Consider the following 23,854-nt stretch of genomic DNA (forward strand, 5'->3'; position numbering starts at 1 on the left):
CTCAAGCGTCCAGTTCGTGACGATAAGGAATCGAGGTTTGCGCACCGACTCGCGCCACGCTCAAGGCGGCCGCGCGTTGGCCGAAAGCGATGGCGTCGATTTCGCTGCGCCCTTCGGCCAGCGCGGCGACAAAACCGCCAATGAAGGTATCGCCGGCGGCGGTGGTATCGACCGCCTTGGTCGGCTGTGCGGCAAAATGGACGGAGCCGGACGACAGTGCGGCATAGACGCCCTTCTCACCCAGCGTGACCAGCACATTGGCGCTGCCGGCGGCGCGCAATTTGGCGACCGCTGCTTCGATTGCGGTGTCGCTATCAAGACTGGCAGCGCTCAGGCCGGCCAGCATCGCGGCCTCGATTTCATTCGGAATCAGGTACTCCACCTGCGCCAGCAAATCGGCTGGCAAGGCTTGCGCGGGCGCCGGATTCAACACCACGATCTTGCCTAGTTCATGCGCCAGCTTGATCGCATGGCGGACCGTGGCCAGCGGCGTTTCCAGCTGCAACACGACGATGCGCGCCTGTTCGATCAAGCTGCGTGCAGCGTCGATATGGGCCGGGCTCAGCGCGTCGTTGGCGCCGGCGGCCAGTACGATACTGTTCTGGCCGCCGGCATCAACCAGGATCGAGGCCACGCCTGAAGCTTCGCCTGCTATCGTGCTGACATGGCTGTCGTCGATGCCGTCGTTGCGCAATGCCGCGCGCAGTTCTAGGCCGAAGGCATCGTCGCCGAGACAGGCGATCATTGCTACCTTCATGTTGTCGGCGCTGAGGCGCGCGCAAGCGACTGCCTGATTCGCGCCTTTGCCGCCCGAGATGGTCTGGAAGCGGCCACCGGACAAGGTTTCACCGGGATGCGGCATGCGCGGTACGCGTAGCACCAGGTCCATGTTGATACTGCCGATGATGACGATCATGTGTGTTCTTAAAAATAAGGGTTACCCAAACAGGGATTACTAAAGTTCAAGCCGTCACGACTTTACAGTCGAGTCGCGGATGTGCAGTTCTGGCGCGATTGAAATCCGTTGCAAGGGACGGTCTGGCGTTGCAATCCGCTGCAACAGACATTCGGCGGTAATTTGTCCCAGCCTGCGGGTATTCTGCGCCACGCTGGTCAAGGTCGGATGGACAAACTGCGCAAGGTCGATATCATCGAAGCCCACCACCGCCAGCGCTTCAGGCACCGCGATACCGCGCTCCGCGGCAGCACGCAAAGCACCGATCGCCATCAGATCGTTACAGCAGAAAATCGCATCCGGTGCTTGCGGCAAAGCCAGCAGGTTGCGTGCCGCCAGATAACCGCCGGCGCTGGTGAAATCGGCATAGGCCAGCAAGGCTTCCGGTAATTCGACACCTGCATCCAGCAAAGTCTGGCGTAAGCCGCCAATCCGTTCGCGCGAAATCGCGATGTCTTGCGGGCCACCGATACAAGCGATGCGACGCCGCCCCAGACCCAGCAAATGGGCGGCTGCCAGCGCGCCGCCGGCGGCATTGTCGACCGCCACCAGATCGATCGCCATGTCTTTCGGCGCACGGTCCAGCAGCACGGTCGGCACCTTCATCTTGCGCAACAGTTCGCCATCGGTCTGCGCCAGCGTAGCCACGATCAGGCCGTCGCAACGCTTGGTCAGCAGCACATTCAGATAGTCGCGCTGCTTGGCCGGGTCGTCGTCCGAGTTGCACAGGATGACGCTGTAGCCTGCGGCATAACAACTGTCTTCGATACCGCGCGCCACTTCCGAAAAATACGGATTGGTGTTGTTCGGGATAATCAGGCCGATACTGCCGGTAGTCTTGCTTTTCAGGGACCGCGCCAGCGCGCTAGGCACATAGGCCAGCGATTCCACCGCCGCCAGCACCCGCGCCCGGGCATCGTCGCTGACCGGGCGGGTGTGGTTCAGGACGTGCGAAACCGTGGTGTATGAAACCCCGGCCGTGCGCGCCACATCCTTGATGGTTGCCATATTAGTTACTCAATATTCAAATGCGTATATCAGTCGTAGGGTGGGCAGGTCCTTTTGCCCACGCGTTGCCGTATTAAACGGAGTGGGAATTCCGCGTGGGCACCAGTGCCCACCCTACTCGCTTATGTATGGATTAGTGGGTAGAACGCTCACCGCGGCGGCGATAAGTATCCAGTACCACTGCCGCAACGATCACCAGTCCGGTGATGATGCGTTTCATCGGCTCGCTGACGCCGACTTGCGCCAGGCCCGCTTCCAGCACCGAGATAATCAACACGCCAATGAAAGTGCTGATCACCGAACCGCGCCCACCCATCAGGCTGGTGCCGCCGATCACCACCGCCGCAATCACTTGCAATTCCAAGCCGACGCCGCCATTCGGATCGGCCGCTTCCAGCCGTGATACCTGGAACAGCGCGCCGACACCAGCCAGCAAACCCATCAGTGCGAACACCAGCACCTTGCTAGGCCGTGGATTGATGCCGGACAAACGCACCGCTTCTTCATTGGTGCCGATGCCGATCCAGTGGCGCCCCAGCACCGTCTTGGTCAATACCAGATGGCCGACGATGACGATCAGGATGGCAGACAGGAAAGCCGGCGACATACCGAACAAGATCGGCGAGCTGATACCGTCCACCGCGCTGCCGATATATTCAGTGCGCGAATTGGTGACCTGATAAGCCAGGCCGCGCGCCATTTCCAGCACGCCCAACGAGACGATGAACGAAGGAATCCGCCAGCCGACCGAAATCAAACCGGTCACCATGCCGCACAGGCTAGCCACGAACACACCCAGCACCGCGGCCGCAAACAAGGGCCAGCCCCAGCGCACCATCGCCATCGACAGCACCGAGGCCGCCAGCGCCATCACCGAGCCGACCGAGAGGTCGATGCCGCCGATGATCAGCACAAACGTCATTCCGACTGCCATCACCACCAATGTCGGAATGTCGTTAGACAAAGTAGTAAACGTGGCGGCGGTCAGGAAATTTTCGCTTAAGAAAGAGAACAGCACGCACATGGCAAGCAGCGCACCGACCAGGCCCAGGTAATTCTTCAGGCCAGACATGCTTCGGGTAAAAGAGAGAGTTGTCATGATTTTCGATTATGTTGATTGCAGTGCTTCAGGTGCACTTTAGGCGGCTTGCGCAGTTGTCGAGTTTGCAGGATCACTGCCGCTGCCATTCACGTAGCCGCTGAACGCTGCCGCCAGGATCTTTTCCTGACTCCATTCGCCGCGCTCGAAGGTGTCGACCAGCTTGCCGGCGCTCATCACTGCGATGCGGTCGCAAATCAGCATCAGTTCGCGCAGGTCGCTGGAAACGATCAGCAGTCCCTTGCCTTGCCGCGACAGTTCGGCCAATAGTTTGTAGATATCGAACTTGGCGCCGATATCGATGCCGCGGGTCGGCTCGTCGAACAGCATGATCGGGCAATCTCGATATAGCCAGCGCGCGATAACCACCTTCTGCTGATTGCCGCCGGAAAGTTCTCCCGCTGCCTGCAGGCCGTTGCGCGAGCGGATCCGCAAGCGCTTGATGTAATCGTCGGCAACCTCGGCTTCTGCCTGCTGATCCAGCACTCCGAGCTTGCTGACAGAAGATAGCTTGGCCAGCGTGGTGTTGAGTCCGATCGATTGCGACAGCAGCAGTCCCTGGCTCTTGCGGTCCTCGGTGATCATGGCGATGCCGGCTGCGATGGCTTCTTTCGGCGATGAAATTTTCGCCGCTTGCGTTTGATCGCCGATGAATACTTCACCTTGATCGGCACGATCCGCGCCAAAAATCAGGCGCAGCAATTCGGTACGGCCGGAGCCGATCAAGCCGGCGACGCCTAGAATTTCACCGGCACGTAAATCGAATGAGGTTGGCGCAACCACTGCGCCGCGGCCAATATCACGCACGCGCAACAAAGGTGCGCCAATGGTGCGATGGCCAAGGTCAAGCTCGGCTTCCGCGGCGCGACCGACCATCAGCTGCACCAGCGCGTCTGTGCTGTAGCCGCCGATAGCGTCATCGCATACCAGCTGGCCATCGCGCAATACGGCAATACGGTCGGCAACCCGCTTCAACTCTTCCAGCCGATGCGAGATATAGATGATGGCGACGCCTTCCGACTGCAGTCGCGCAATCTGCGTGAACAGTAATTCGACTTCACGATTGGTCAGCATGGCGGTAGGTTCGTCCAGCACCAGCAAGCGGCAACTGCCGATCAGGTTGCGCGCAATTTCCACCATTTGTTGATGACCCACACCCAGTTCGCCGACGGGCGTCCAGGGATCGATATCGGCCATGCCCACCGCCGCCATCTGGACTCGCGTAGCCTGCGCCAGTGCAGCCTTGTCGATCCAGCCGAAGCGATGCGGCAGTTGGTTGAAGTACAGGTTTTCGGCAACGCTCAGGGTTGGAATCAGGTTCAATTCCTGCATCACCATGCGGATGCCGAGATGTTCGGCTTCCTTGCGCGAACCCGGCTGATAACTCTGGCCGTCAAGCAGCATGCTGCCTGTGGTTGCATCTACCAGGCCGCAGACGATTTTCGACAGCGTGCTTTTACCGGCGCCATTTTCACCGGTCAGGGCCAGTATCTGACCCGGGCTGATGCTGATTGAGACGTCGCTCAATACCGGTTCGACGTAGGTTTTGCCAATTCCGGTCAAACTTAATAAGGGAACTTCAGATGCAGCGGCACGCACCTCAGACTGATGCGCCGCAATGTATTCGTTGGACATTCTGTCCTCCACCATGACAGCTGTACTTAAGCTGATTGGGAACAGGGTAAACCGCCACGCGCCTGGCTTGGCGGCTCTTCAACCCTGTCCCGCAATTACGTTGCGCAGTTACCGCTAATTACTTGCTGTCTTTGGTCACCAGCGCGACCTTGGTTTCAACAGTACCGCCGAGCGTGTTTTGGGCTTTCTTGTCGGCGATCGCCTTCAATACCGTTTCGATGCCGAACACCGCTTGTTGCGAAGCAAACTGATCGGCTGTCGCCAGCACGCGGCCATCTTTCAACATCGGCTTGATGGCGTTGATATTGTCGTAGCCGACCACCAGTACTTTGCCGGTCTTGCCGGCAGCCTTGACGGCGGCAACAGCGCCCAGGGCCATGTTGTCGTTACCAGCCAACAATGCCTTGATATCCGGATGCGCATTCAGCATGGCGGCAGCAATCTGGTTGCCCGGCGCCATTTCCCATTGACCGGATTGCACGCCAACCACGTTCGCGCCAACCGCGCTCATGGCGTCCTGGAAGCCCAGGGTGCGCTGCTGTGCATTGATGGTGGTGGACACGCCTTCGATGATGCCGACCTTGTCGCCCTTCTTGATTTGCTTGGCCAGGTAGTCGCCGACCAGCTTGGCGCCCTTGCGGTTATCCGGGCCTACGAACGGTACCGTGATGCCTTTTTCCTTGAGTGCTGCGTCATCCAGCTTGTTGTCGATATTCACCACAATGATGCCGGCGTCGATGGCTTTCTTGATGACAGGCACCAGCGCTTTCGAATCGGCGGGAGCGATCACCAGGCCGTTGACTTTGGAAACGATCATCTGCTCGACGATCTTGATCTGGTTCGATGTGTCTTGTTCGTCCTTGATGCCATTGGCAATCAGGTCATATTGCGCGGCGTGGGCTTTCTGGTGCTCCTTGGCGCCGTTTTCCATGGTCAGGAAAAATTCATTGGCCAGCGATTTCATCACCAGCGCAACCTTAGGTTTGGCAGCGGTCTGCGCCATGGCAGGCAGAGACGGCAAGGCGCAGACCAGAACGGTGGCGGCAATCAGCTTGAGGCGGATACGGGTATTCATCGAAAGTCTCCTGAAAGTTTTTATTAACTGCGGTTATTAAATGCGTCGTTGAACGGCATATCCGTTCGGATCGGCATGCCACCATTTGCAACGCGCAAACGTTTGCGCGTTTTGATGATAGCACCAGATCCGGGGAAAATTCAAGGTCGCCGCATTGCTTGACAAAACGACAATGAAGCTCCCGGAATGCTAATTTGAAAAGATTTTGATCTTTAAGCCGAGTCCTGATCAGGCCGACAGGTAACGCTCCAGGCGTTGCGCGCCATCTTCCAGGCGCTCCAGCGAACTGGCAAAACACCATCGGACATAACCCTCGCCTTCGGGACCAAAAGCGTTGCCCGGCGCCAGGCCCAGTCCGGCATCGCGCACCAGTTGCTTGCACAATTCCAGGCTATCGTCGACACCGTCGACGCGGAAGAACAGATACATCGCACCCTTCGGCCGCGGCGCAGTAATCCCCGGCAAGGCATTCAAGCGCTGATACAGGAAATCACGCGCTGCACGATAACGGGCCACCGTGTTGCCGATGATTTCATCGCCGCGCTCGATGGCGACGACGCCGGCGCGTTGTATGAAGCCCGGCGCGCAAGAAGTGTTGTACTCGATCAGCTTGCCGATATCCGTCATCAGGGTCGGCGGCGCCACCAGCCAACCGAGCCGCCAACCAGTCATCAGCCAGGATTTGGAAAAACTGTTGGATGAAATCAGCCTGTCTTCGGCAGTAGCTATGTCCAGGAAGGATGGCGCACACTGCGGTGCATCGGCGTGCTCGGTGTACACCAGCCGCTCATACACGTCGTCGGCAACAATCCAGATGCCGTGCCGGCGGCAGTGCGCCAGCACGATTTCCTGCTGCTCGCGCGGCATGACCCAGCCGGTCGGATTGTTCGGCGAATTCAGCAAGACGGCGCGGGTATCCGGCGTCAAGGCGTCTAGCAACTGCTGCAGATCGAGCTCCCAGGTCTGGCCGAACTGCAAGGCCACGCGCACTACTTCGGCGCCGAGTATTTTCGGGATTTCGGCGACATTCGGCCACAGCGGCGTTACCGCCACCACCCGGTCGCCGGGGTTGATGATCAGCTGCGACAACACCATCAATGCCGATACGCCGGAAGACGTGACCGCTATCCTGCTGGCGTCGACCGGTTGGTGCAGAGCGGATAAATAACTGGCAATCGCTGCGCGCAAAGGCGGGATGCCATAGTTGTGGGTGTAAAACGTGTCGCCGTCATCCAGCCCGGCCTTGGCCGCATCGCGAATGAAGCTCGGGGTCACCTGGTCCGGCTCGCCGAACCAGAACGGCAATACGTCGTCACGGCCCATGCCGACGTTGGCGACCTCGCGGATGCGCGAGGCTTCAAGTTGGCGCACCACGGCGCGGGCGACAGCAGGATGATCCAGAGGCATGGCAATATCCGGTAAGCGGTAATTGAGCGGAAATCAATGCGGGCGAAAGCTGGTCCGCGACAACGGTGCATGACAGGAAGTGTAGCCGAAAGCATGCGGAGTTGTGGCACGGCGAAATCACCAAGCCAGTCGTCGAGTGATCGTAGCGGCAATAAAAAAAGCCGCTCAATTGAGCGGCTTCTTCAAAAGTAAATCAACGCTTATGCAGCTTTACGCTTGGCGACAACTTTCTTGGGTGCTGCCTTTTTAGCCGCCGGTTTTTTTGCCGCGGGCTTTTTAGCTGCCGGCTTCTTCGCTACCACCGCTGCCTCGCCATCTTCACCTTCGACTACAGCTGCTTTCGCCTTACCCTTGGCTGGCGCCTTGGCTTTGCGTTCTTCAAACTCGAAGCTGACCTTGCCATCCTTGCCCTTGACCAGGAAGGCCTTGAATGGACGACGCGTACGCTGCGAAATAAAACCTGGCAACAGATCGGTCTTGCCATCGTTGAGCAGCTTGACCATTTGCTCCGGCAAGATCTCTTGCTGGAGAATGATGCGGCCGCTACGGAAGTCACAAGCTTTCGGTTTGGCTACAGTCTTTTCGCAAACATAAGCCAAGCCCATTTCGTAGACGCCGCTGCCACATTTCGGACATGGTCCAAGCGCGGTCTGACCGGTGAAATCGACACCCTCGCCATCTTCGCCTTCGCCATCGTTCTGGCCGAAATCAAATTCCAGCTTGAAGTTCTTGATCTCTTCGTCGCGACTGATTTTCAGGATTGCGGCAAACGGCCGGCCCATTTTCGAACGGAACCCTTGCAGCGGACCGATGGTGCGCTTAGTCAGCAATTCCTCGACTTCAGGAATTTCAAACTGACGGCTGCCCGGCGTCTTGCTCATCGAGAATTCGCATTTGGTGCAGGCGAAACGACGATAGTTTTCCTTGACCACGCTGCCGCAATTCGGACACGGCGCTAGCAAGGTTGCGTAGTCGCCAGGGATGGTGTCGTTATCGTATTCCTTGGCGCGCTTGACGATGATCTGGGTCAGCTGCGCGATTTCGCGCATGAACTCTTCACGGCTGATGGTGCCGCGCTCGATCTGCGACAGCTTATGTTCCCATTCGCCGGTCAGTTCTGGCTCGGTCAATTCATCCACACCGAGACCGTGCAACAAGGTCATCAACTGGAATGCCTTGGCGGTCGGTATCATTTCCCGGCCTTCACGCAGCAGGTACTTTTCGTTCAGCAAACCTTCGATGATGGCAGCGCGCGTCGCTGGCGTACCGAGACCTTTGCCGGCCATGGCTTCCCGCAGATCGCCATCGTCCAGCAATTTCCCCGCGCCTTCCATCGCCGACAGCAAGGTCGCTTCAGTGTAGCGCGCAGGCGGCTTGGTAACCAGGCCGTTGGCTGTAATCTTGTCGGTCTTGACCTTTTCATCCTTGGCCACGGCAACCAGCGTGCCGCTGTTTTCCGGATCCTTTTCATCCGCGGCTTCCTTGCCGTAGATCGCCAGCCAGCCCGGATTCGTCATGACCTTGCCTTCAGTCTTGAACTGGTGGCCGGACACTTCGGTGTAGCGGGTAGTGACCTGGAACTCGGCGGCCGGGAAAAACACTGCCATGAAACGGCGGGTAACCAGGTCGTACAGCTTCTGCTCCGGCTCCGACAGATTTTTCGGCGCCTGCGTTGTCGGGATGATCGCAAAGTGATCGCTGATCTTGGTGTTGTCAAAGATCCGCTTGTTCGGCTTGACCCAGCCCTTGTTCAGGATCTGTGCAGCGAACTGTTGATAGTTATTGTTCTCCGACACCGTTTCCAGCGTTTGCTTGACGGTGCTCAGGTAATCTTCCGGCAGGTGACGCGAGTCGGTACGCGGATAGGTCAGTACCTTGTGCTTTTCGTACAGCGCTTGCGCCAGGCCAAGCGTGTTCTTGGCTGAGAAGCCAAAGCGCGAGTTGGCTTCGCGCTGCAGGCTGGTCAGGTCGAACAGCGCCGGCGCCATCGAGGTGGTCGGCTTCGACTCTTCGCGCACGTTGCCCAGTTTGCCGCGGCAGGCGGCAACGATGGACTCGGCGGCAGCTTTGCTCCACAGGCGCTCGGCGCGTTTTTCCGGATCGGTTTCATCCTTCTTGTGCGCACTGTCGAGCCAGCGGCCTTCGTAAATACCGGCGGCGCAGACGAACTCTGCGCGCACTTCCCAGAAATCGCGCGACACGAACTTCTTGATCTTCTCTTCACGGTCGACCACGATCGACAAGGTCGGCGTTTGCACGCGGCCGACGGTGGTCAGGTAGAAACCGCCTTCCTTCGAATTGAAGGCGGTCATGGCACGCGTACCGTTGATGCCGATCAGCCAGTCGGCTTCGCTGCGACAGCGGGCGGCGTCGGCCAGCGGCAACATGTCCTTGTCTTCACGCAAATGGGTGAAACCGTCGCGTATCGCGCCCGGCGTCATCGATTGCAACCAGAGCCGCTTGACCGGCTGCTTGGCTTTCGTATATTGCGCGATCAGGCGGAAAATCAGCTCGCCTTCACGCCCGGCGTCACAGGCGTTGATCAGTGCGGTGACATCCTTGCGCTTGATCAGCTTGTTGAGCACCTTGAGGCGCGACTCGGTCTTGGCGATCGGGTTCAGCGCGAAGTGCGGCGGAATCATCGGCAGATGGGTGAAAGTCCATTTGCCGCGCTTGACGTCGTATTCTTCAGGAACGGCGATTTCCAGCAGATGGCCGACCGCGGAGGACAGAACATATTCGTCGGATTCAAAGTACTCATCGTGCTTGGTGAAGCCGCCGAGCGTCTTCGCGATGTCGTTCGCGACAGATGGTTTCTCAGCAATGATGAGGGTCTTGCTCATAGTGTTGTCTCGAAAGTTACGCGCATCAAATTAAGGATAAAGAGCGCATGTTTTTGCTTGTGCACGTAAGTGGCAGCCTGTAAATTTAGTTGCCGACGGGAAATCACCCGTAATATATCAGCAAACCCATCAGCAAACTCATTGCAGTAACTTGCAACAAATTTCACAGCCTGCGCCGCATTAATGCGGCCAATGATAAGCGGGTTGTTGGAAAAATCGCAAGCGCCGTGACCCGGTTTGCGGTCTGGCCAGCCTGCGGCAGGTGTAAGCAGTGTTTAGTGCAGCTGGCGTGGCTCGGGATCGTCGTCTTCGTCGATAAACAGTTCGTCGAACATCAAGCCGTCCGGCTCCTTGCCCTGGCTCCATAGCACCATCAACACGATCACCTTGAGTTTATCGAGCGGGACCGGCGTCTCGCTGACAGACAACGCGCGTTCAATGACAATCTCGCGTTGCACCGGGTTGAGCATCTTGGCCGACTCCAGGAACTGGATGAAACCGATCGCAGGAATGCCCAGCACGTCGATTTCCTGCTGAGCATAAATGCGGATGCCAAAAGAAAAAGCGGTTTGCTGCGGGTATTTATCGGCGAACTCGTGGTTGGTTTCTGCCAGGTCGGTCAGCCAGCCGAGCGCCTTGGTGATTTCGTCTTCTTCAAAGCCGATGGCCGACAGCTTCTTGACCAAAGCCTCCGGTTCAGGGCAGGCGTCGGGCCGATAATAAGTTTCATACAGATAAACAAGGACTTCAAACATGGTTCTACTGTATCGCTAAGGTAAGAATATGACAAGGTAAGACAGGTAAAGTACAACGGTAACCGTGAAAACAACGACAAACTGGTGCTTCCGACCATCCTGTATACGTATACAAGTATCGCAGGATTTATGCAATGCCGCCCGAATCAGCCGATACGGCGATAAATTCCACCGGGCAAAACTTCAATCAGCCCAGCCAGTTCCAGCTCAAGCAACTGGCCGCTCAGGTTGGCTACATCGTTGCCGCTGCGCTCCGCCAAAACGTCGAAACTGACCGGATCATACCCGAGTACGGCAAGTAACCCCTGCAACTCCTGACCGGCGCCACCGACAGCCGCGGCGACCGGTGTCGCAGGAGCGCTTGCTGCAACAGTGGCCGCCACCCCGTGCAAAGGCCTCAGCTCTTCCAGAATATCCTGCGCCGACTCCACCAGCTTGGCTCCCTGCTTGATCAGTTGATGGCAGCCTTTGGATAACGGCGAGTGAATCGAACCGGGAATCGCGAACACATCACGCCCCTGCTCGGCCGCCATCCTGGCAGTGATCAGCGAGCCGGACTGCGCTGCGGCCTCAACCACGAGCACGCCGCGCGCCAGGCCCGAAATGATGCGGTTGCGGCGCGGGAAATTGGCAGCGATACCGGGCATCCCCAGCGGGTACTCGCTGACGATGCAACCGGCCTCGGCAATCTGATGCGCCAGGCCGCGATTGCGCGCCGGGTAAACAATATCGGCGCCGGTACCGATTACCGCCACCGTGCTGCCGCCGTCAGGATTGCCTGCAGCCCCGCGCAAAGCGCCTTGGTGCGCAGCTGCATCCACTCCCAAAGCCATGCCGGAGATGATGGTCAGGCCACGCTGACTGAGGATTTCGGCGAAACGATCGGCGTTGGCGATGCCCTGCGCTGTAGCGTTGCGACTGCCGACCACGGCCATGGCCGGCCGCGTCAGCAATTCTGCACGCCCCTTCACGTACAACATGAGCGGTGGGTCGGTAATATCCAGCAAGGCTTGCGGATAGGCGCTGTCGGCCAAGGTGAATACCTGATTGCCGGGTTGCTCCAACCATTCGAGCGTCCTTGCCGTCAGTGCCAGGACAGCATCCGAAGGCGCCGCCAGCAAGGCGTAGGCAATCCGCTCTGGCACGACTTTGTGCAAGGCCGAGAAGGAAGAAGAAAAAATGTTTGCGGGTAAACCGAAGGCAACCAGCAGCCGGCGCGCGGTTTCCGCGCCGACACCGGCAGTCTGCTCGAGACGCAACCAGGCTGCCAGTTCGTCTACATCGATTGCATTGGTTGCAGCGGAAGGACAGCAGTTTATCCCGCCGCCGTCGTCATGAAGATTATCTTTATTAACAGCAATTACCTTTATTCTGGCGATCTGGCGATGTCACCAATATCGACCGCGTTCTGGACTTCCATGATCAGGCCATACGAAATATGGTTGAACACGCGGAAAATGAACAGGGTACCGTATTGTTCGTCCGGCAGCTTGACCTTGTTGTTATGATCGTCCGGATCCTTAATGGTTTTACCGAAACGGTACAGTTGCAGCACCGTGCCGATATCGATATTGTCAGCCTTGCCGCGGTTGATGGTCAGGATCTGGTTCTGCGCAGCAGTTGCCACACCACCATAGACCGAGACCACTCGGGCGTTGACTTCGCTGGCCGGTGCATGCGGCACATAATTCAGGATCGGTTCGACCGGCCGTGGAATGATGCGATCGCCGACCTGCATTTCTTCCTTGGTGTCGACCACGCTGAATGTCGCCGCCTCGTCAGGAGTCTTGCCTCTGCGCTCCAGTTTCAGGGTGCCGAGGTACAGCGCTTCATTGGCGATGACCTTGCCGGTATCCGGATCCGTGAGCGGATTGCCGGGACGGAAAACCTGGAACGCCGTAGCGTCGCCCAAGTCGCCACGTACATAGGCTTTATCGCTCTTACCCAGATTCAGATGGCCATCCTGGACCGCCACGATATGCGGTGCAGTGTGTAAATCATCGCCTTCGATGATCAGCGGTTGCGACAGGAAAGGGCCGATGGCATCGGTCGAAATGGCGGTGATCGCATCGCGTCCGATACCTTGCACGCGTGTTTGAGGCGACAATTTCACCACGCCAGGTTCACCGCTGGTGGTATTACCAAGGCGCAGGCGGCCGTTGGCGCGGTCGAAATAAACGATCTGGCCTGGATAAATCCAATGCGGATTACGGATCTGGTCCTTGTTCAAGCCCCATACTTGTGGCCAGCACCACGGATGTTGCAAGAATTTTCCGGAAATTCCCCACAGCGTATCGCCGCGCACCACTACATGCTGATCCGGAGCGTTGGCTAAAAATTCACAACGCATGGTCTTGGCGGCTTGGGCGTGAGCCATGCCCGAGAAGCCAAATCCGGTGCTTAAAGCAAGAAGGAGTGCAGCTGTGCTAAACTTTTTCATATTGTTTCCGGTGAATACTGCGTTAAATTGGCGCTTACAAGCTGGTTCGTCGCCACGGCTGTGATCGAGGCAAAGCAAAAAACTTGCCATAGTGAATCAAATTTTGCCCATAATCGATTGAACTAGCAAGAGAAACCCCCTTCCAAATCGCCTAAATTGTTACGTAACCTTGTATGTCTTTATTAAATATCCTGCGTTACCCTGACGCTCGTTTGCACAAAATTGCCAAACCAGTGACAGTTTTTGACACTCGGCTCAAAAAATTGATCGCCGACATGGCCGAGACCATGTACGAAGCGCCGGGCGTCGGCCTGGCTGCGTCGCAAGTCGATGTCCATGAACAATTGATGGTCATCGACACGTCCGATGCCGGCAACGACTTGCGCGTTTTCATCAATCCTCAGATTCTCTGGGCCAGTGAAGAAAAACAGATTTACGACGAGGGTTGCCTGTCGGTGCCTGGCGTCTACGATGGCGTCGAACGCCCGGCGCGGGTGAAGGTGCGCGCACTGGATGCCGACGGCAACCCGTTCGAAGTCGACGCCGATGGCTTGCTGGCGGTGTGCATCCAGCATGAGATGGATCACTTGATGGGCAAGGTATTCGTTGAATACCTGTCGCCTTTGAAGCGCAACCGGATCAAGGCCAAGATGCTCAAGGAAGAACGCGAGCAGAAGCGCGACAAGCAATACGCTACAAGATAAACAACTTTTCCATGTTGCGGGACAAAGTGTGAGAAGCGCCTGGCGACTCTTGCAGTTTGTCCCGCGATCGTTTTTGGCCTGCTGCTGTACCATCGCCCCATGAAAATCATCTTCGCCGGTACCCCCGAATTCGCCGCCGTGGCGCTCAAAGCCTTGCACGACGCCGGCCATCAGATCCCGCTGGTGCTGACCCAGCCCGATCGCCCGGCCGGCCGCGGCATGCAACTGCATGCATCGCCAGTCAAGCAATTTGCATTGGAACATCAGATACCGGTAGCGCAACCGGTATCGCTGCGGCAGGATGGCAAGTATCCAGAGATAGCCAGGGAAGCGCATGAACTGTTGCAGGCAACGCCGCACGACATCATGGTGGTCGCTGCCTACGGCCTGATCCTGCCGCTCAGCGTCTTGAACATCCCGCGGCTCGGCTGCCTGAACATCCACGGCTCGCTACTGCCGCGCTGGCGTGGCGCCGCCCCTATCCACAGGGCGATTGAAGCTGGCGACAGCGAGACCGGCATCACCATCATGCAGATGGATCAGGGGCTGGATACCGGCGCCATGTTGTTGATCGAGAAAATGGCGATCAGCGCCGACGACACCACTGGGACCCTGCATGACAAGATGGCAAAACTCGGTGGCGACATGATTGTCGAAGCACTGCGTCGCCTGGAACAGAATGCTCTGCCGGCGACGCCGCAGCCGGAGCAAGGCGTAACCTATGCCGCCAAGATCAGCAAGGAAGAAGCTGCTCTCGATTTCACACTGCCAGCCGATGTGCTGGAGCGCAAGATACGCGCATTCAATCCGTTCCCCGCTGCCTCCGCTGTGTTTGCCGGGACCACTTTGAAATTGTGGCACGCAAAAGTAGTTGCCTCAGATGACAAGCACGCACCAGGAACGATCATCAGCGCCGATCCGCAAGATGGCGTGATCGTGGCTTGCGGCAGTGGCGCATTGCGCATTACAGAATTACAAAAACCGGGTGGCAAGCGCCTGCCGGTGGCTGAGTTTCTGAGGGCGTTCCCGATGCAGGGTGGAAAGTTCGACTAGGCGATCAACACGCATTCCAAATTTTGAGCACCGCTCCAGACCGCACGCGGTGTCAACGTGATTGGATGCTCAACCGTGGCAGCCTCGATGCACACGAAATGCCGATAAGAATCCAACTTCAGATCGGCAATTTGCTCGCAGCCGTTTTCCCACGGATTCCACACCACCGCATCGGCAAACCCGGTCTGGGTTGCGATCTTGCTTTGCTTGCGGCCACCTAGGGTAATCGGTTTATCAACCGCAAAATAAACCCGGTCAACCTCCTTGGTGATATGCAGGACTTCTTCATCCGCAATCTTGATCCGGCGGCTGTCGACGGAGTCACGATAACGATAACCGCTGAGTCCGTACACAGCGGCATCGGCAATATCTGCATTCAAATAAGTATGCAGGGCACAGGTGAATTCGAAAGGCTGATCGCCATTATTCGTCACCATCAGCTCGGTATTCAACGTCTCGCCGGAAAATTGCACGCGCAATTCGAGCGAAAACGTGTGCGGAAATACTTGCCTGGTTCGTTCAGAATCGGCCAGGCCGAGGCGAATCAATCCGCTACCGTCTATCTGGCGCGAAGACTCCAGCAAGGTCCAGGCGCTGGTGCGTGCAAAACCATGTTTGGGTAACGGCCCTTCGCTGGCGAATTGTGGAAAAATTACCGGAATGCCACCGCGGATTGCGCTGTCGCTAAGCCATGAATTCAACGGGCTCATGAATAAACGCTCGACGCCATCCGGTGTACGCCAGGAACAAACATGGCCGCCATGCAGCGTCACTCCCACCTGCGCGCCGTCGGCGGCAGTTGCAATGATGAAATCGTCAGTCGCTTGCAGATTTTCTGAATTTGGCAAAATCATGTCTCCTGTGGCTAGGGGCATATTATGCTCCCACTTGTGACACCCGCTTGCTGCTCCCGCCGGCGTTATACCGATTTGGGAACCGGAACGGCGAGACTGATTCCGTGCTGCGTAAAACCGAAATTTTCATAGAAACGATGCGCGTCCATACGCTTCAGATTGGACGACAGGGCAATCTTGTAGCAACCGGCCTCGCCGGCAATCCGCACGGCATGATCCAGCATCACGCTACCGATACCCTGCCCCCGGCATGCGCGGCTGATGACGACGGCATCCATCACGGCCTGCTGTGTACCTTCATGGGTCAGGCTGCAAAAAGCCAGGAGACTGAAAGTGCCTACCGCAACGTCGTCGGCATAGACCAGGAATGCCCGGAAATACGGATAGGCAGCCATCCTGGCCATGATCTGGCGGGCGCCGGCGGCGTCCAGCGTGGCGCGCGTCGGTTCATCGTCCATCTCGGCCAGCAGCGCTACCAGGGTCTCAGCGTCGTCGAGGGTAGCCTGGCGCACGGTAACAGCAGCGCGTGGCAAAGGATGATCGGAAGCGGTGGCAGTCATTGGTCTTTACTCCGTGTCGGATTGATTCGAGAGGATAAAGACTATACCGAAAATTACGCGGATAGAAAAATGGCGCGACCGGCTTGCGATAAATCGCAGGCAGCGCGCCAATCATGGATACGAAAACAGAAGGAATTATTTAGATGAAGAGCTTACGCAAACGCGATGACATCAGATCAATCACGCTTACTGCAACCACGATCATGATCAGCACGGCACAAGTCTGGGCATATTCGAAGCTGCGGATCACTTCCCACAGAATCACGCCGATGCCACCGGCGCCGACCATGCCGACCACCGTCGCCGAACGGACATTGGCTTCGAAACGATATAGCACGTAAGAAATCCACAAAGGCATCACCTGCGGCAGCACGCCGTAGACAATTTCTTCCAGTGCATTGGCGCCGGTAGCGCGTATCCCTTCGACCGGCTGCGGATCGATAGCTTCAACCGCTTCCGAGAACAGCTTGGACAAAGTCCCGGTAGTCGCCACAAACAGCGCCAGCACGCCGGCAAACGGGCCCAAGCCAACCGCCACCACGAACAGCATCGCAAACACCATTTCGTTGATCGCGCGTGCCGCATCCATCAAACGGCGCACCGGCTGGTTGACCCAGGCCGGAGCGATATTGGAGGATGCCAGTAAGCCGCATGGCACCGCGCACACCACTGCCAGCGCCGTACCCCAGACCGCGATCTGTATGGTTACCAGCAATTCTTGCAGGTAGGTGCGCCAGTCGTGAAAATCAGGCGGAAAAAAACTGGCAGCGTAAATACCCATGTTGCCGCCGTCGCGCAACAACTCGAGCGGGCGCATGTCGGCGCCCTTCCACGAGGCGATCAGGACTGCCAGCAACACGCCCCAGAACAAGGTCCGGCCAATCGGTTGCTTGGGCGGCAAAGGGAGCGTGTTTTGCATTTTCAGAGATACAGGACTTGTCATTGCTTAGGATTTGGCCAGGTCGGATAATTTACGGTTGATGTCGTCCAGCTTGGCTTTCTTGTCTTCCGCGCTCAGGTTGGCATCCGATTCCAGCTTGCCTTTTTGCTTGAACAGTTCCAGCTGACGGATAGGGGTCAGCTGAGCATCGCTGGACGCTTCAAAACCGCTGTAATTCAGCTTGGCCAGTTGCGCCTTTTCCTGTGCTGCGTTAGGACCGGTCTTGCCGTAGGTGACGAAGAAATTCTTGACCTTGGCTTTGACGTCTGCCGGCAAGTCTTTACGCCATACCAACGGATCCGCAGCGATCAACGGCGATTTCCAGACAATCCGGACTTCCTTGGCAACCGCTGGCTGACGCTCTTCGATCCGGTCCATGGTGTCCGAGGCGAACACGGCTGCATCGATCTGCTTGTTGGCGATCGCCAGGATATTGGCTTCGTGGTTGGAAGTGCGGATCACTTTAAACGCTGTCTTCGAATCGACATTGTTTTTGGCGAAAATGTAATAGCTAGGCACCAGGAAACCGGAAGTCGAGTTCGGATCGCCAATACCGAAGGTCAAACTCTTCGAATTTTTCAAGATGTCTTCGATACTCTTGTTCGGGCTGTCTTTTTGCACACCGACCAGGCTGTAATAACCAGCGCTGCCATCCGGATTCAGCACATGTGCGAACACTTCGCCGCTGGCGCGGTCGACCGCTTCCATCGCCGACTTGTTGCCGAACCAGCCCATCTGCACTTTACCGAAGCGCATGCCTTCGATAATGCCGGCGTAGTCGGAAGCGAAGAAGCCGTTGACCTTGATGCCTGTGCGCTTGCTTAACTCATCCAGCACCGGCTGCCAGTCTTGCGTCAGGTTTTTCGACGATTCGGTCGAAATAATGCCGAAATTCAGTTCTTTGATGTCGTCGGCATGGGCCACGGAAGCCGTCGCTGCCAGCATTGCCACTGTCATTGCAGCGCCGGAAAATAATTTTGCCAACATGATTTGAAACTCCTGAGTGTTAGGTATGACTGATAGAGATGACGATCGGGGTGACGATAGGAATAAAGTTCAATTACGGAATGTGCAGAATGTGTCTTCAGGCCGCGACTGCCAGCGCCGGTACGCTATCGAACGGCGTTGGCACTGCTACTGCCGGCCGGGTCAGGCTATTGGAGCCGCCCAGGATGTCTTCTGCTTCACTGCCGTACAACTCGCGCAGCATTGGCTCCGTCAAGGCGCTGGACGGGCCGTCGTACACCACACGGCCTTTGTGCAGCGCCACAGTGCGCGGGCAGAAGCGCAAGGCCACATCGACCTGATGCAGCGACACGATGACCGTGCTGCCATCACGCTGGTTAACGTCGGCCAGCGTTTGCATGACGCGCCGCGCCGATTCCGGATCCAGCGAAGCGATCGGCTCGTCGGCCAGCACCACGCGCGCCTTCTGCACGATGGTGCGGGCGATTGCAGCCCGTTGCTGCTGGCCGCCGGAGAGTGCGGAAGCACGTTTGTAGGCGTGATCGGAAATGCCAACCCGCGCCAACGCTTCCAGGCCCAGTGCTTTCTCTTCAGCGGTGAATATTTTGAAGCAGCTGCGCCAGAGCGGCATGCGTGACAGGCCGCCAGTCAATACATTGGTCAACACCGGCAAGCGGCCGACCAAATTGAATTGCTGAAATACGAAGCCGACGTTGGCGCGCACCGCACGGATATTGCGATCGACGATGCCATCCTTCTGCACCGCATGACCATCGATAGAGATTGTGCCGCCGCTGTTATCTGCAGCCATCAGTCCGGAAATATGTCGTAAAAGAGTCGATTTCCCAGAGCCGGATGCGCCGATCAACGCCACCATCTCGCCTTGTGCGAAACGCAGACTGACATTGTCCAGGGCGCGGAAACCGCCGCGGAACGTTTTTGACAAACCTTTGATTTCAACCATGATATTTACCGCCATTGCGCTTTTGAATGGCCGAAGTATTGCGGTCAAATATGTCAGGCGTATGAAGTTTCTGTGACCATTCGGTTACAACAAACCAAGTCGAACATCTTCGGCAAGCGTATTCAAGCCCGCTTTTTTACAAGCGACTACTAATTCTGCAAAGGGATGTGTTTTGAATAACTACGGGAGACGATCGGACCGACTGTACCGGGAAACGCACCGCCATCACTGGCATGTGGCTGGATTGATAACGCCCGTGCGATCTAACGCTGGACGATGATTGGCGTAGCGCTGGTGCGTTGCCGGATCTGTTGCAGGACGCTGTCGGCGTCGACCCGGCTGGTGTATGGGCCGGCATATAAACGATACAAGCCATTCACCGCAATGCTGTCGAGCGAAGTGACCAGCCCCGACAACTCCTGCATCAGGCGGGCGCGGGCGCCGTCGGCATTGGCTTGCTGCGAATATGCCCCGAACTGCAGGTAAAACCCGGCGGCCAGCGAATTGCTGTTGTCGGTAGCCGAGCTTGCGCTTGGTGTCTGCACTTGCGGCTCTGGACTGATCAGCAGCGGTTGTGCAGTCGACACCGGCATCTCGACCGCTTCGGTAGTCACTGTGGCGGCGGCCGTGGTGTCCCTGGGCGGCTCGCTCTTGGTCGGTGTCGGTACCGGCGACGTCGCTGCCTGCGATGCCGGCGCGTTGCCGCGCTGTTTATTAATAGCGGCAATATCCGCCGGCAGCAAACGCTCCACCTCCAGCTGACTGCTGCCGCTGCCGAGATAGCCCAGTTTCAGGGCTGCGGTATAAGACAGGTCGATGATACGGCTCGAGTGGAACGGCCCGCGGTCATTGACCCGCACAATCACCTGCGCGCCAGTCTTCAGATTGGTCACCCGGGCATAGGACGGGATCGGCAACGTTGGATGCGCGGCTGTCATCTTGTACATATCGTACAGTTCGCCGGAAGACGTCTTTTGCTTATGGAATTTCTTGCCATACCAGCTGCCGACGCCTCGTTGCTTGAACGGCTGGTCGTCTGTCATCGGGGTGTAAGTCTTGCCAAACACGACATACGGCTTGTTGCCTGTGCGCGAGTAGGGTTCAACTACGGGAATCGCATCCGGCGTATCTAGCAGCCCTTCAGGCGTGGCATCGCCCGGGCCGTCATCCTTGTAGTAACCGCCGCGCCCGGAGCCTGCCGGTGGCAGCGCGGGAACGTTACGGCCGGCAGTTTTGCCGGCGGAGCCTGACTGGACCGGCGCCGACGGCGTCGAAGATGTTTGTGGCGAGGTGCCGCAGCCGGCCAGAATCAGCGACAGCAGCAAGGCACCGGAATATGTAACAACGTTGTAGCAGCGGAGTTTACCGCTTTGCTTGCCTACCATGCACTCTCCTGATGGTGTCTGGACAAAAATAATTGCATGGATGGACCCGGCTTTTGCCGTACAAGTTCAACCATGCTCAGGTTTGTATCAATTTGCGATGGCGCTGGATGCTCATCAATATGCCGGCGCCCAACCCCAGGGTGACCAGCGCGGTGCCGCCATAACTCATGAATGGCAAAGGTACGCCAACTACCGGCAAAATGCCACTGACCATACCCATATTGACAAATGCATAAGTAAAGAAGATCAATGTGATGGACCCGGCGAGCAGGCGCGTGAACATGGTGGGTGCATTGACCGCGATCATCATGCCGCGGCCGATCAGCAACATGTACAGGAACAGCAGGACGCCGTTGCCGATCATGCCGAACTCTTCGGAAAATACCGCAAAAATAAAGTCGGTAGTGCGTTCCGGAATAAATTCCAGATGCGCTTGCGTGCCCTTCAGCCAGCCTTTGCCAAAAATCCCGCCGGAGCCGACCGCAATGGTCGACTGGATGATATGGAAGCCTTTGCCAAGCGGATCCGAAGTGGGATCGATCAGCATCATCACGCGTTGCCGCTGATAGTCGTGCAGCACCGACCACAGCACCGGCAGGCTGGCTGCAGCGGCGACTGCCAGGCCGATCAGGATGCGCCACGACAAGCCGGCCAGGAAGATCACGTAGAATCCTGCCGCCAGCACCAGGGTGCCTGTGCCCAGGTCCGGTTGCCTGATGATCAAGCCGACCGGCAATGCCAGCAGCAATGCCGCCACCACGTAATCACGCCAGGTGATCATGCCTTCGCGCTTCTGGAAATACCAGGCTAGCATCAATGGCATCGCGATTTTCATGATTTCCGAAGGCTGGATGACCATGCCGATATTGATCCAGCGGCGCGAACCTTTTTTTACTATCCCGAACACCGCCACCGCAATCAGCAGCGACACGCCCAGTGCATAGGCCGGTATCGCAAACCGCATCAGGGTCTGCGGCGGAATATTGGCGGCAATCCACATGATGACGAACGCCACCAGGATATTGCGCAACTGGTCTTCTACTCTTCCCGGGAAATCGATTCCGGCTGAATACAAGGTGACAATGCCTACTGACAATATCAGAAACATAATCAGCGACAAGGCGCCGTCAAACACCGCAATATGCGATTTGATATTTTGCCAGACGGTATGTTTATCGGTCAGATTCATGGTTCCAATTACTCGCGATTACCTGGGGTTTCTTCGCCTGGTTTATAGGCGTCTTCAGTACCCTCGGCGGGTTTGGCCTGGTTGTCACGCTGTGCCGGCGCGGTATCGTCTTCTACCGACACCGGTGCTGTCGCTGGTGCCGCCGGCGACGCTGCCTTGCCGCTATCCCCCGGACGTTTGCCTAGCAAATAGAAATCCAGTGCCTTGCGCGCGATCGGCGCCGCCGCCGCCGCGCCGAAGCCGCCGTTTTCAACAATCACTGCAATCGCGATGCGCGGCTTGTCGGCAGGTGCGAACGCGGTATACCAGGCATTGTCCGCCAAGCGTGTGTTATTGTGCCTTTTGTCGTATTTCTCGCCTTGTTTGATACCTAAGACCTGGGCTGTTCCGGTCTTGCCGCCCGATTCATAACCGGCGCCGGCAAATATTGCTCTCCCGGTACCTTCGTGCGTTACACCCACCATCGCCTTCTTGATGAAATCGATATTTTCCTGCTTCAGCGGAATCCGGTAACTTTCCTTCGGCACGGTTTCCGTTCGGGTGCGCGTTGTGCCATCTTCGATGATCTTCACCAGATGCGGTTTCATCACCACCCCATCGTTAACCAGGGTCGCTACCGCATGCGCCATCTGCAGCGGCGTGAAAGCATTGAAGCCTTGGCCGATTCCAAGTGAAATCGTATCGCCTCCGACCCACTTCTGCGCTGCCACCCGTTTGTAGTATTTACGCTTCCAGTCAGTCGACGGCAATATTCCGCGCTGCTCGTGCTCCAGGTCGATGCCGGTCAACTGGCCGAAACCGAACGGTTTCATGAAATCGTGGATGGTGTCGGGGCCCAGGTCGTTGGCCAGCATGTAGTAATAGGTATCGCAAGATTCAACGATAGACTTGTACATGTCTACCCGTCCGTGGCCGCCTACCTTGTCGTCGCGGAACTGGTGCCCGCCCAACATGAAATAGCCGATATCGTTGATAGCGAAAGAAGTGGTGCGTTTACCCAGTTCCAGCGCTGCCAGCGCCATGAACGGCTTGTAGGTCGACCCCGGCGCATAAGTGCCGCTCATCGGGCGATTGATCAACGGGTGATCGGGCGAATTATTCAGCTCGTCCCAGCTTTGCTGATCGATGCCTTCGACAAACAGATTCGGGTCGAACGACGGCTGCGAGACATACGCCAGCACGTCGCCGGTGGACGGCTCGATCGCTACCAGGGCGCCGCGGCGATCGCCGAATGCTTCCTCTGCCACCTTCTGCAGTTCGATATCGATCGACAAGATCAGGTTGTTGCCCGGTATCGCAGAAACGTGCGACATGTTGCGCACTGCGCGCCCGCTGGCGGCGATTTCGATTTCTTCGTAACCGGTGGTGCCGTGCAACTGCTGCTCGTAACTCTTTTCCAGGCCATCCTTGCCGATATAGCTGGTGCCTTTATAGTTCGCGGCGTCATCGCTATCCTCGATCCGATCGGCATCCTTCTGGTTGATGCGGCCGATATAGCCGATAACATGGGCCGCCACCTGGCCCAGCGGATATTGACGGAACAAGCGCGCCTGCACATCGATCCCCGGGAAGCGATAACGCTGCGCGGTGAAGCGCGCCACTTCTTCGTCGCTCAGACGGGTGCGGATCGGCAGGCTGGCAAAACTCTTGGAATCTTCCAGCAACTTCTTGAAGCGACGCCGGTCTTTCGGTGTAATGCTGACGATCTGCGCCAGATCGTCAATCACGCTTTCGAGATCGCCCTTGATTTTGGAACGGGTGATTTCCAGTGTGTAGGCGGAATAATTACGCGCCAGGACGACGCCGTTGCGGTCCATGATCAGGCCGCGGTTCGGCACTACCGGCACCAGCGAAATCCGGTTGTCCTCGGCTTGCGCCGCGTAGGCATCGTGGCGTATTACTTGCAACCAGACAAAGCGTGCGCCCAGCAGGCCGAAACAGATCAGCACGAAAACCACGGCCGCCGAGATCCGCAACCGGAAATTTCGTAGTTCGCGCTCGGTATTTTTAAATTCGGTCATG

Annotated in this window: 20 protein-coding genes; 2 read left to right on the forward strand and 18 right to left on the reverse strand. The window is 57.4% G+C overall.

Annotated features, from left to right (window positions below; all coding sequences use genetic code 11):
* Nucleotide 1 precedes the first annotated feature (1 nt).
* The 10 genes from rbsK to BM029_RS06555 all read right to left on the reverse strand — a co-directional run bounded on the left by rbsK (nucleotide 2) and on the right by BM029_RS06555 (nucleotide 13,217).
* A complete protein-coding gene (gene rbsK, locus BM029_RS06510) occupies nucleotides 2-916 on the reverse strand; it encodes a ribokinase (RefSeq protein ID WP_092433756.1) in 915 nt (304 codons plus the stop codon).
* A gap of 54 nt (nucleotides 917-970) precedes the next feature.
* On the reverse strand, nucleotides 971-1,963 hold the full coding sequence (locus tag BM029_RS06515; RefSeq protein WP_092433757.1) for a LacI family DNA-binding transcriptional regulator: 993 nt from the start codon (nucleotides 1,961-1,963) through the stop codon (nucleotides 971-973).
* 133 nt (nucleotides 1,964-2,096) lie between these two features.
* Entirely contained in the window at nucleotides 2,097-3,062 is a 966-nt protein-coding gene (locus BM029_RS06520) for an ABC transporter permease (RefSeq protein ID WP_092433759.1), read from the reverse strand.
* A 39-nt stretch (nucleotides 3,063-3,101) separates the two neighbouring features.
* Entirely contained in the window at nucleotides 3,102-4,697 is a 1,596-nt protein-coding gene (locus BM029_RS06525) for a sugar ABC transporter ATP-binding protein (RefSeq protein WP_092433760.1), read from the reverse strand.
* 118 nt (nucleotides 4,698-4,815) lie between these two features.
* The gene (locus BM029_RS06530) at nucleotides 4,816-5,772 is read right to left on the reverse strand and encodes a sugar ABC transporter substrate-binding protein (RefSeq protein WP_092433763.1); all 957 of its coding nucleotides are present in this window, start codon (nucleotides 5,770-5,772) and stop codon (nucleotides 4,816-4,818) included.
* Nucleotides 5,773-6,000: 228 nt separating this feature from the next.
* Nucleotides 6,001-7,179, reverse strand: a complete 1,179-nt coding sequence (locus BM029_RS06535; protein WP_092433765.1) for a pyridoxal phosphate-dependent aminotransferase — start codon at nucleotides 7,177-7,179, stop codon at nucleotides 6,001-6,003.
* A gap of 200 nt (nucleotides 7,180-7,379) precedes the next feature.
* On the reverse strand, nucleotides 7,380-10,022 hold the full coding sequence (locus BM029_RS06540; protein WP_092433767.1) for a DNA topoisomerase III: 2,643 nt from the start codon (nucleotides 10,020-10,022) through the stop codon (nucleotides 7,380-7,382).
* Nucleotides 10,023-10,297: 275 nt separating this feature from the next.
* Nucleotides 10,298-10,777, reverse strand: coding sequence for a Smg family protein (locus BM029_RS06545; RefSeq protein ID WP_092413911.1), 480 nt, complete (start codon nucleotides 10,775-10,777; stop codon nucleotides 10,298-10,300).
* Between the two features lie 146 nt (nucleotides 10,778-10,923).
* On the reverse strand, nucleotides 10,924-12,036 hold the full coding sequence (gene dprA, locus BM029_RS06550) for a DNA-processing protein DprA (RefSeq protein ID WP_371329086.1): 1,113 nt from the start codon (nucleotides 12,034-12,036) through the stop codon (nucleotides 10,924-10,926).
* 107 nt (nucleotides 12,037-12,143) lie between these two features.
* Nucleotides 12,144-13,217 carry a LysM peptidoglycan-binding domain-containing protein gene (locus BM029_RS06555; protein WP_092433771.1) on the reverse strand — a complete coding sequence of 358 codons (1,074 nt, stop codon included), beginning with the start codon at nucleotides 13,215-13,217 and terminating at the stop codon, nucleotides 12,144-12,146.
* Between the two features lie 173 nt (nucleotides 13,218-13,390).
* Between BM029_RS06555 and def the strand changes: the two genes are divergently transcribed.
* Together def and fmt are read left to right on the forward strand one after the other, a co-directional pair.
* The gene (gene def, locus BM029_RS06560) at nucleotides 13,391-13,921 is read left to right on the forward strand and encodes a peptide deformylase (protein WP_092433773.1); all 531 of its coding nucleotides are present in this window, start codon (nucleotides 13,391-13,393) and stop codon (nucleotides 13,919-13,921) included.
* Between the two features lie 99 nt (nucleotides 13,922-14,020).
* A complete protein-coding gene (gene fmt / locus BM029_RS06565; protein ID WP_092433775.1) occupies nucleotides 14,021-14,974 on the forward strand; it encodes a methionyl-tRNA formyltransferase in 954 nt (317 codons plus the stop codon).
* Here the strand turns inward: fmt and BM029_RS06570 are convergent.
* The 8 genes from BM029_RS06570 to mrdA all read right to left on the reverse strand — a co-directional run bounded on the left by BM029_RS06570 (nucleotide 14,971) and on the right by mrdA (nucleotide 23,853).
* A complete protein-coding gene (locus tag BM029_RS06570; RefSeq protein ID WP_170851008.1) occupies nucleotides 14,971-15,822 on the reverse strand; it encodes a D-hexose-6-phosphate mutarotase in 852 nt (283 codons plus the stop codon). The two genes, fmt and BM029_RS06570, sit on opposite strands and share 4 nt — an antisense overlap.
* A 71-nt stretch (nucleotides 15,823-15,893) precedes the next feature.
* Nucleotides 15,894-16,388, reverse strand: coding sequence for a GNAT family N-acetyltransferase (locus BM029_RS06575; RefSeq protein ID WP_092433780.1), 495 nt, complete (start codon nucleotides 16,386-16,388; stop codon nucleotides 15,894-15,896).
* Nucleotides 16,389-16,527: 139 nt separating this feature from the next.
* On the reverse strand, nucleotides 16,528-17,307 hold the full coding sequence (gene phnE / locus BM029_RS06580) for a phosphonate ABC transporter, permease protein PhnE (RefSeq protein ID WP_244544941.1): 780 nt from the start codon (nucleotides 17,305-17,307) through the stop codon (nucleotides 16,528-16,530).
* A 27-nt stretch (nucleotides 17,308-17,334) separates the two neighbouring features.
* On the reverse strand, nucleotides 17,335-18,315 hold the full coding sequence (gene phnD / locus BM029_RS06585) for a phosphonate ABC transporter substrate-binding protein (protein ID WP_092433784.1): 981 nt from the start codon (nucleotides 18,313-18,315) through the stop codon (nucleotides 17,335-17,337).
* Nucleotides 18,316-18,412: 97 nt separating this feature from the next.
* The gene (phnC, locus tag BM029_RS06590; RefSeq protein ID WP_244544942.1) at nucleotides 18,413-19,258 is read right to left on the reverse strand and encodes a phosphonate ABC transporter ATP-binding protein; all 846 of its coding nucleotides are present in this window, start codon (nucleotides 19,256-19,258) and stop codon (nucleotides 18,413-18,415) included.
* A 263-nt stretch (nucleotides 19,259-19,521) separates the two neighbouring features.
* Nucleotides 19,522-20,643 carry a septal ring lytic transglycosylase RlpA family protein gene (locus tag BM029_RS06595; RefSeq protein ID WP_092433788.1) on the reverse strand — a complete coding sequence of 374 codons (1,122 nt, stop codon included), beginning with the start codon at nucleotides 20,641-20,643 and terminating at the stop codon, nucleotides 19,522-19,524.
* A 76-nt stretch (nucleotides 20,644-20,719) separates the two neighbouring features.
* Nucleotides 20,720-21,832 (reverse strand): rod shape-determining protein RodA, encoded by a 1,113-nt coding sequence (gene rodA, locus BM029_RS06600; protein ID WP_092433792.1) that lies wholly within the window; start codon nucleotides 21,830-21,832, stop codon nucleotides 20,720-20,722.
* Between the two features lie 8 nt (nucleotides 21,833-21,840).
* Nucleotides 21,841-23,853 carry a penicillin-binding protein 2 gene (mrdA, locus tag BM029_RS06605; protein ID WP_092433796.1) on the reverse strand — a complete coding sequence of 671 codons (2,013 nt, stop codon included), beginning with the start codon at nucleotides 23,851-23,853 and terminating at the stop codon, nucleotides 21,841-21,843.
* Between the last annotated feature and the right edge of the window lies 1 nt (nucleotide 23,854).

The organism is Collimonas sp. OK607, from assembly GCF_900111995.1.
Taxonomy (GTDB): Bacteria; Pseudomonadota; Gammaproteobacteria; order Burkholderiales; family Burkholderiaceae_D; genus Collimonas.

What these genes read in the sequence shown, in the direction of transcription:
- BM029_RS06540 (WP_092433767.1), bottom strand. Translation starts at nt 10,022, where the DNA reads ATGAGCAAGACCCTCATCATTGCTGAGAAACCATCTGTCGCGAACGAC.
- BM029_RS06520 (WP_092433759.1), bottom strand. Translation starts at nt 3,062, where the DNA reads ATGACAACTCTCTCTTTTACCCGAAGCATGTCTGGCCTGAAGAATTAC.
- mrdA (WP_092433796.1), bottom strand. Translation starts at nt 23,853, where the DNA reads ATGACCGAATTTAAAAATACCGAGCGCGAACTACGAAATTTCCGGTTG.
- fmt (WP_092433775.1), top strand. Translation starts at nt 14,021, where the DNA reads ATGAAAATCATCTTCGCCGGTACCCCCGAATTCGCCGCCGTGGCGCTC.
- def (WP_092433773.1), top strand. Translation starts at nt 13,391, where the DNA reads ATGTCTTTATTAAATATCCTGCGTTACCCTGACGCTCGTTTGCACAAA.
- BM029_RS06535 (WP_092433765.1), bottom strand. Translation starts at nt 7,179, where the DNA reads ATGCCTCTGGATCATCCTGCTGTCGCCCGCGCCGTGGTGCGCCAACTT.
- phnE (WP_244544941.1), bottom strand. Translation starts at nt 17,307, where the DNA reads ATGCAAAACACGCTCCCTTTGCCGCCCAAGCAACCGATTGGCCGGACC.
- BM029_RS06555 (WP_092433771.1), bottom strand. Translation starts at nt 13,217, where the DNA reads ATGAAAAAGTTTAGCACAGCTGCACTCCTTCTTGCTTTAAGCACCGGA.
- BM029_RS06515 (WP_092433757.1), bottom strand. Translation starts at nt 1,963, where the DNA reads ATGGCAACCATCAAGGATGTGGCGCGCACGGCCGGGGTTTCATACACC.
- phnC (WP_244544942.1), bottom strand. Translation starts at nt 19,258, where the DNA reads ATGGTTGAAATCAAAGGTTTGTCAAAAACGTTCCGCGGCGGTTTCCGC.
- BM029_RS06545 (WP_092413911.1), bottom strand. Translation starts at nt 10,777, where the DNA reads ATGTTTGAAGTCCTTGTTTATCTGTATGAAACTTATTATCGGCCCGAC.
- BM029_RS06530 (WP_092433763.1), bottom strand. Translation starts at nt 5,772, where the DNA reads ATGAATACCCGTATCCGCCTCAAGCTGATTGCCGCCACCGTTCTGGTC.
- rodA (WP_092433792.1), bottom strand. Translation starts at nt 21,832, where the DNA reads ATGAATCTGACCGATAAACATACCGTCTGGCAAAATATCAAATCGCAT.
- BM029_RS06525 (WP_092433760.1), bottom strand. Translation starts at nt 4,697, where the DNA reads ATGTCCAACGAATACATTGCGGCGCATCAGTCTGAGGTGCGTGCCGCT.
- BM029_RS06595 (WP_092433788.1), bottom strand. Translation starts at nt 20,643, where the DNA reads ATGGTAGGCAAGCAAAGCGGTAAACTCCGCTGCTACAACGTTGTTACA.
- BM029_RS06575 (WP_092433780.1), bottom strand. Translation starts at nt 16,388, where the DNA reads ATGACTGCCACCGCTTCCGATCATCCTTTGCCACGCGCTGCTGTTACC.
- phnD (WP_092433784.1), bottom strand. Translation starts at nt 18,315, where the DNA reads ATGTTGGCAAAATTATTTTCCGGCGCTGCAATGACAGTGGCAATGCTG.
- rbsK (WP_092433756.1), bottom strand. Translation starts at nt 916, where the DNA reads ATGATCGTCATCATCGGCAGTATCAACATGGACCTGGTGCTACGCGTA.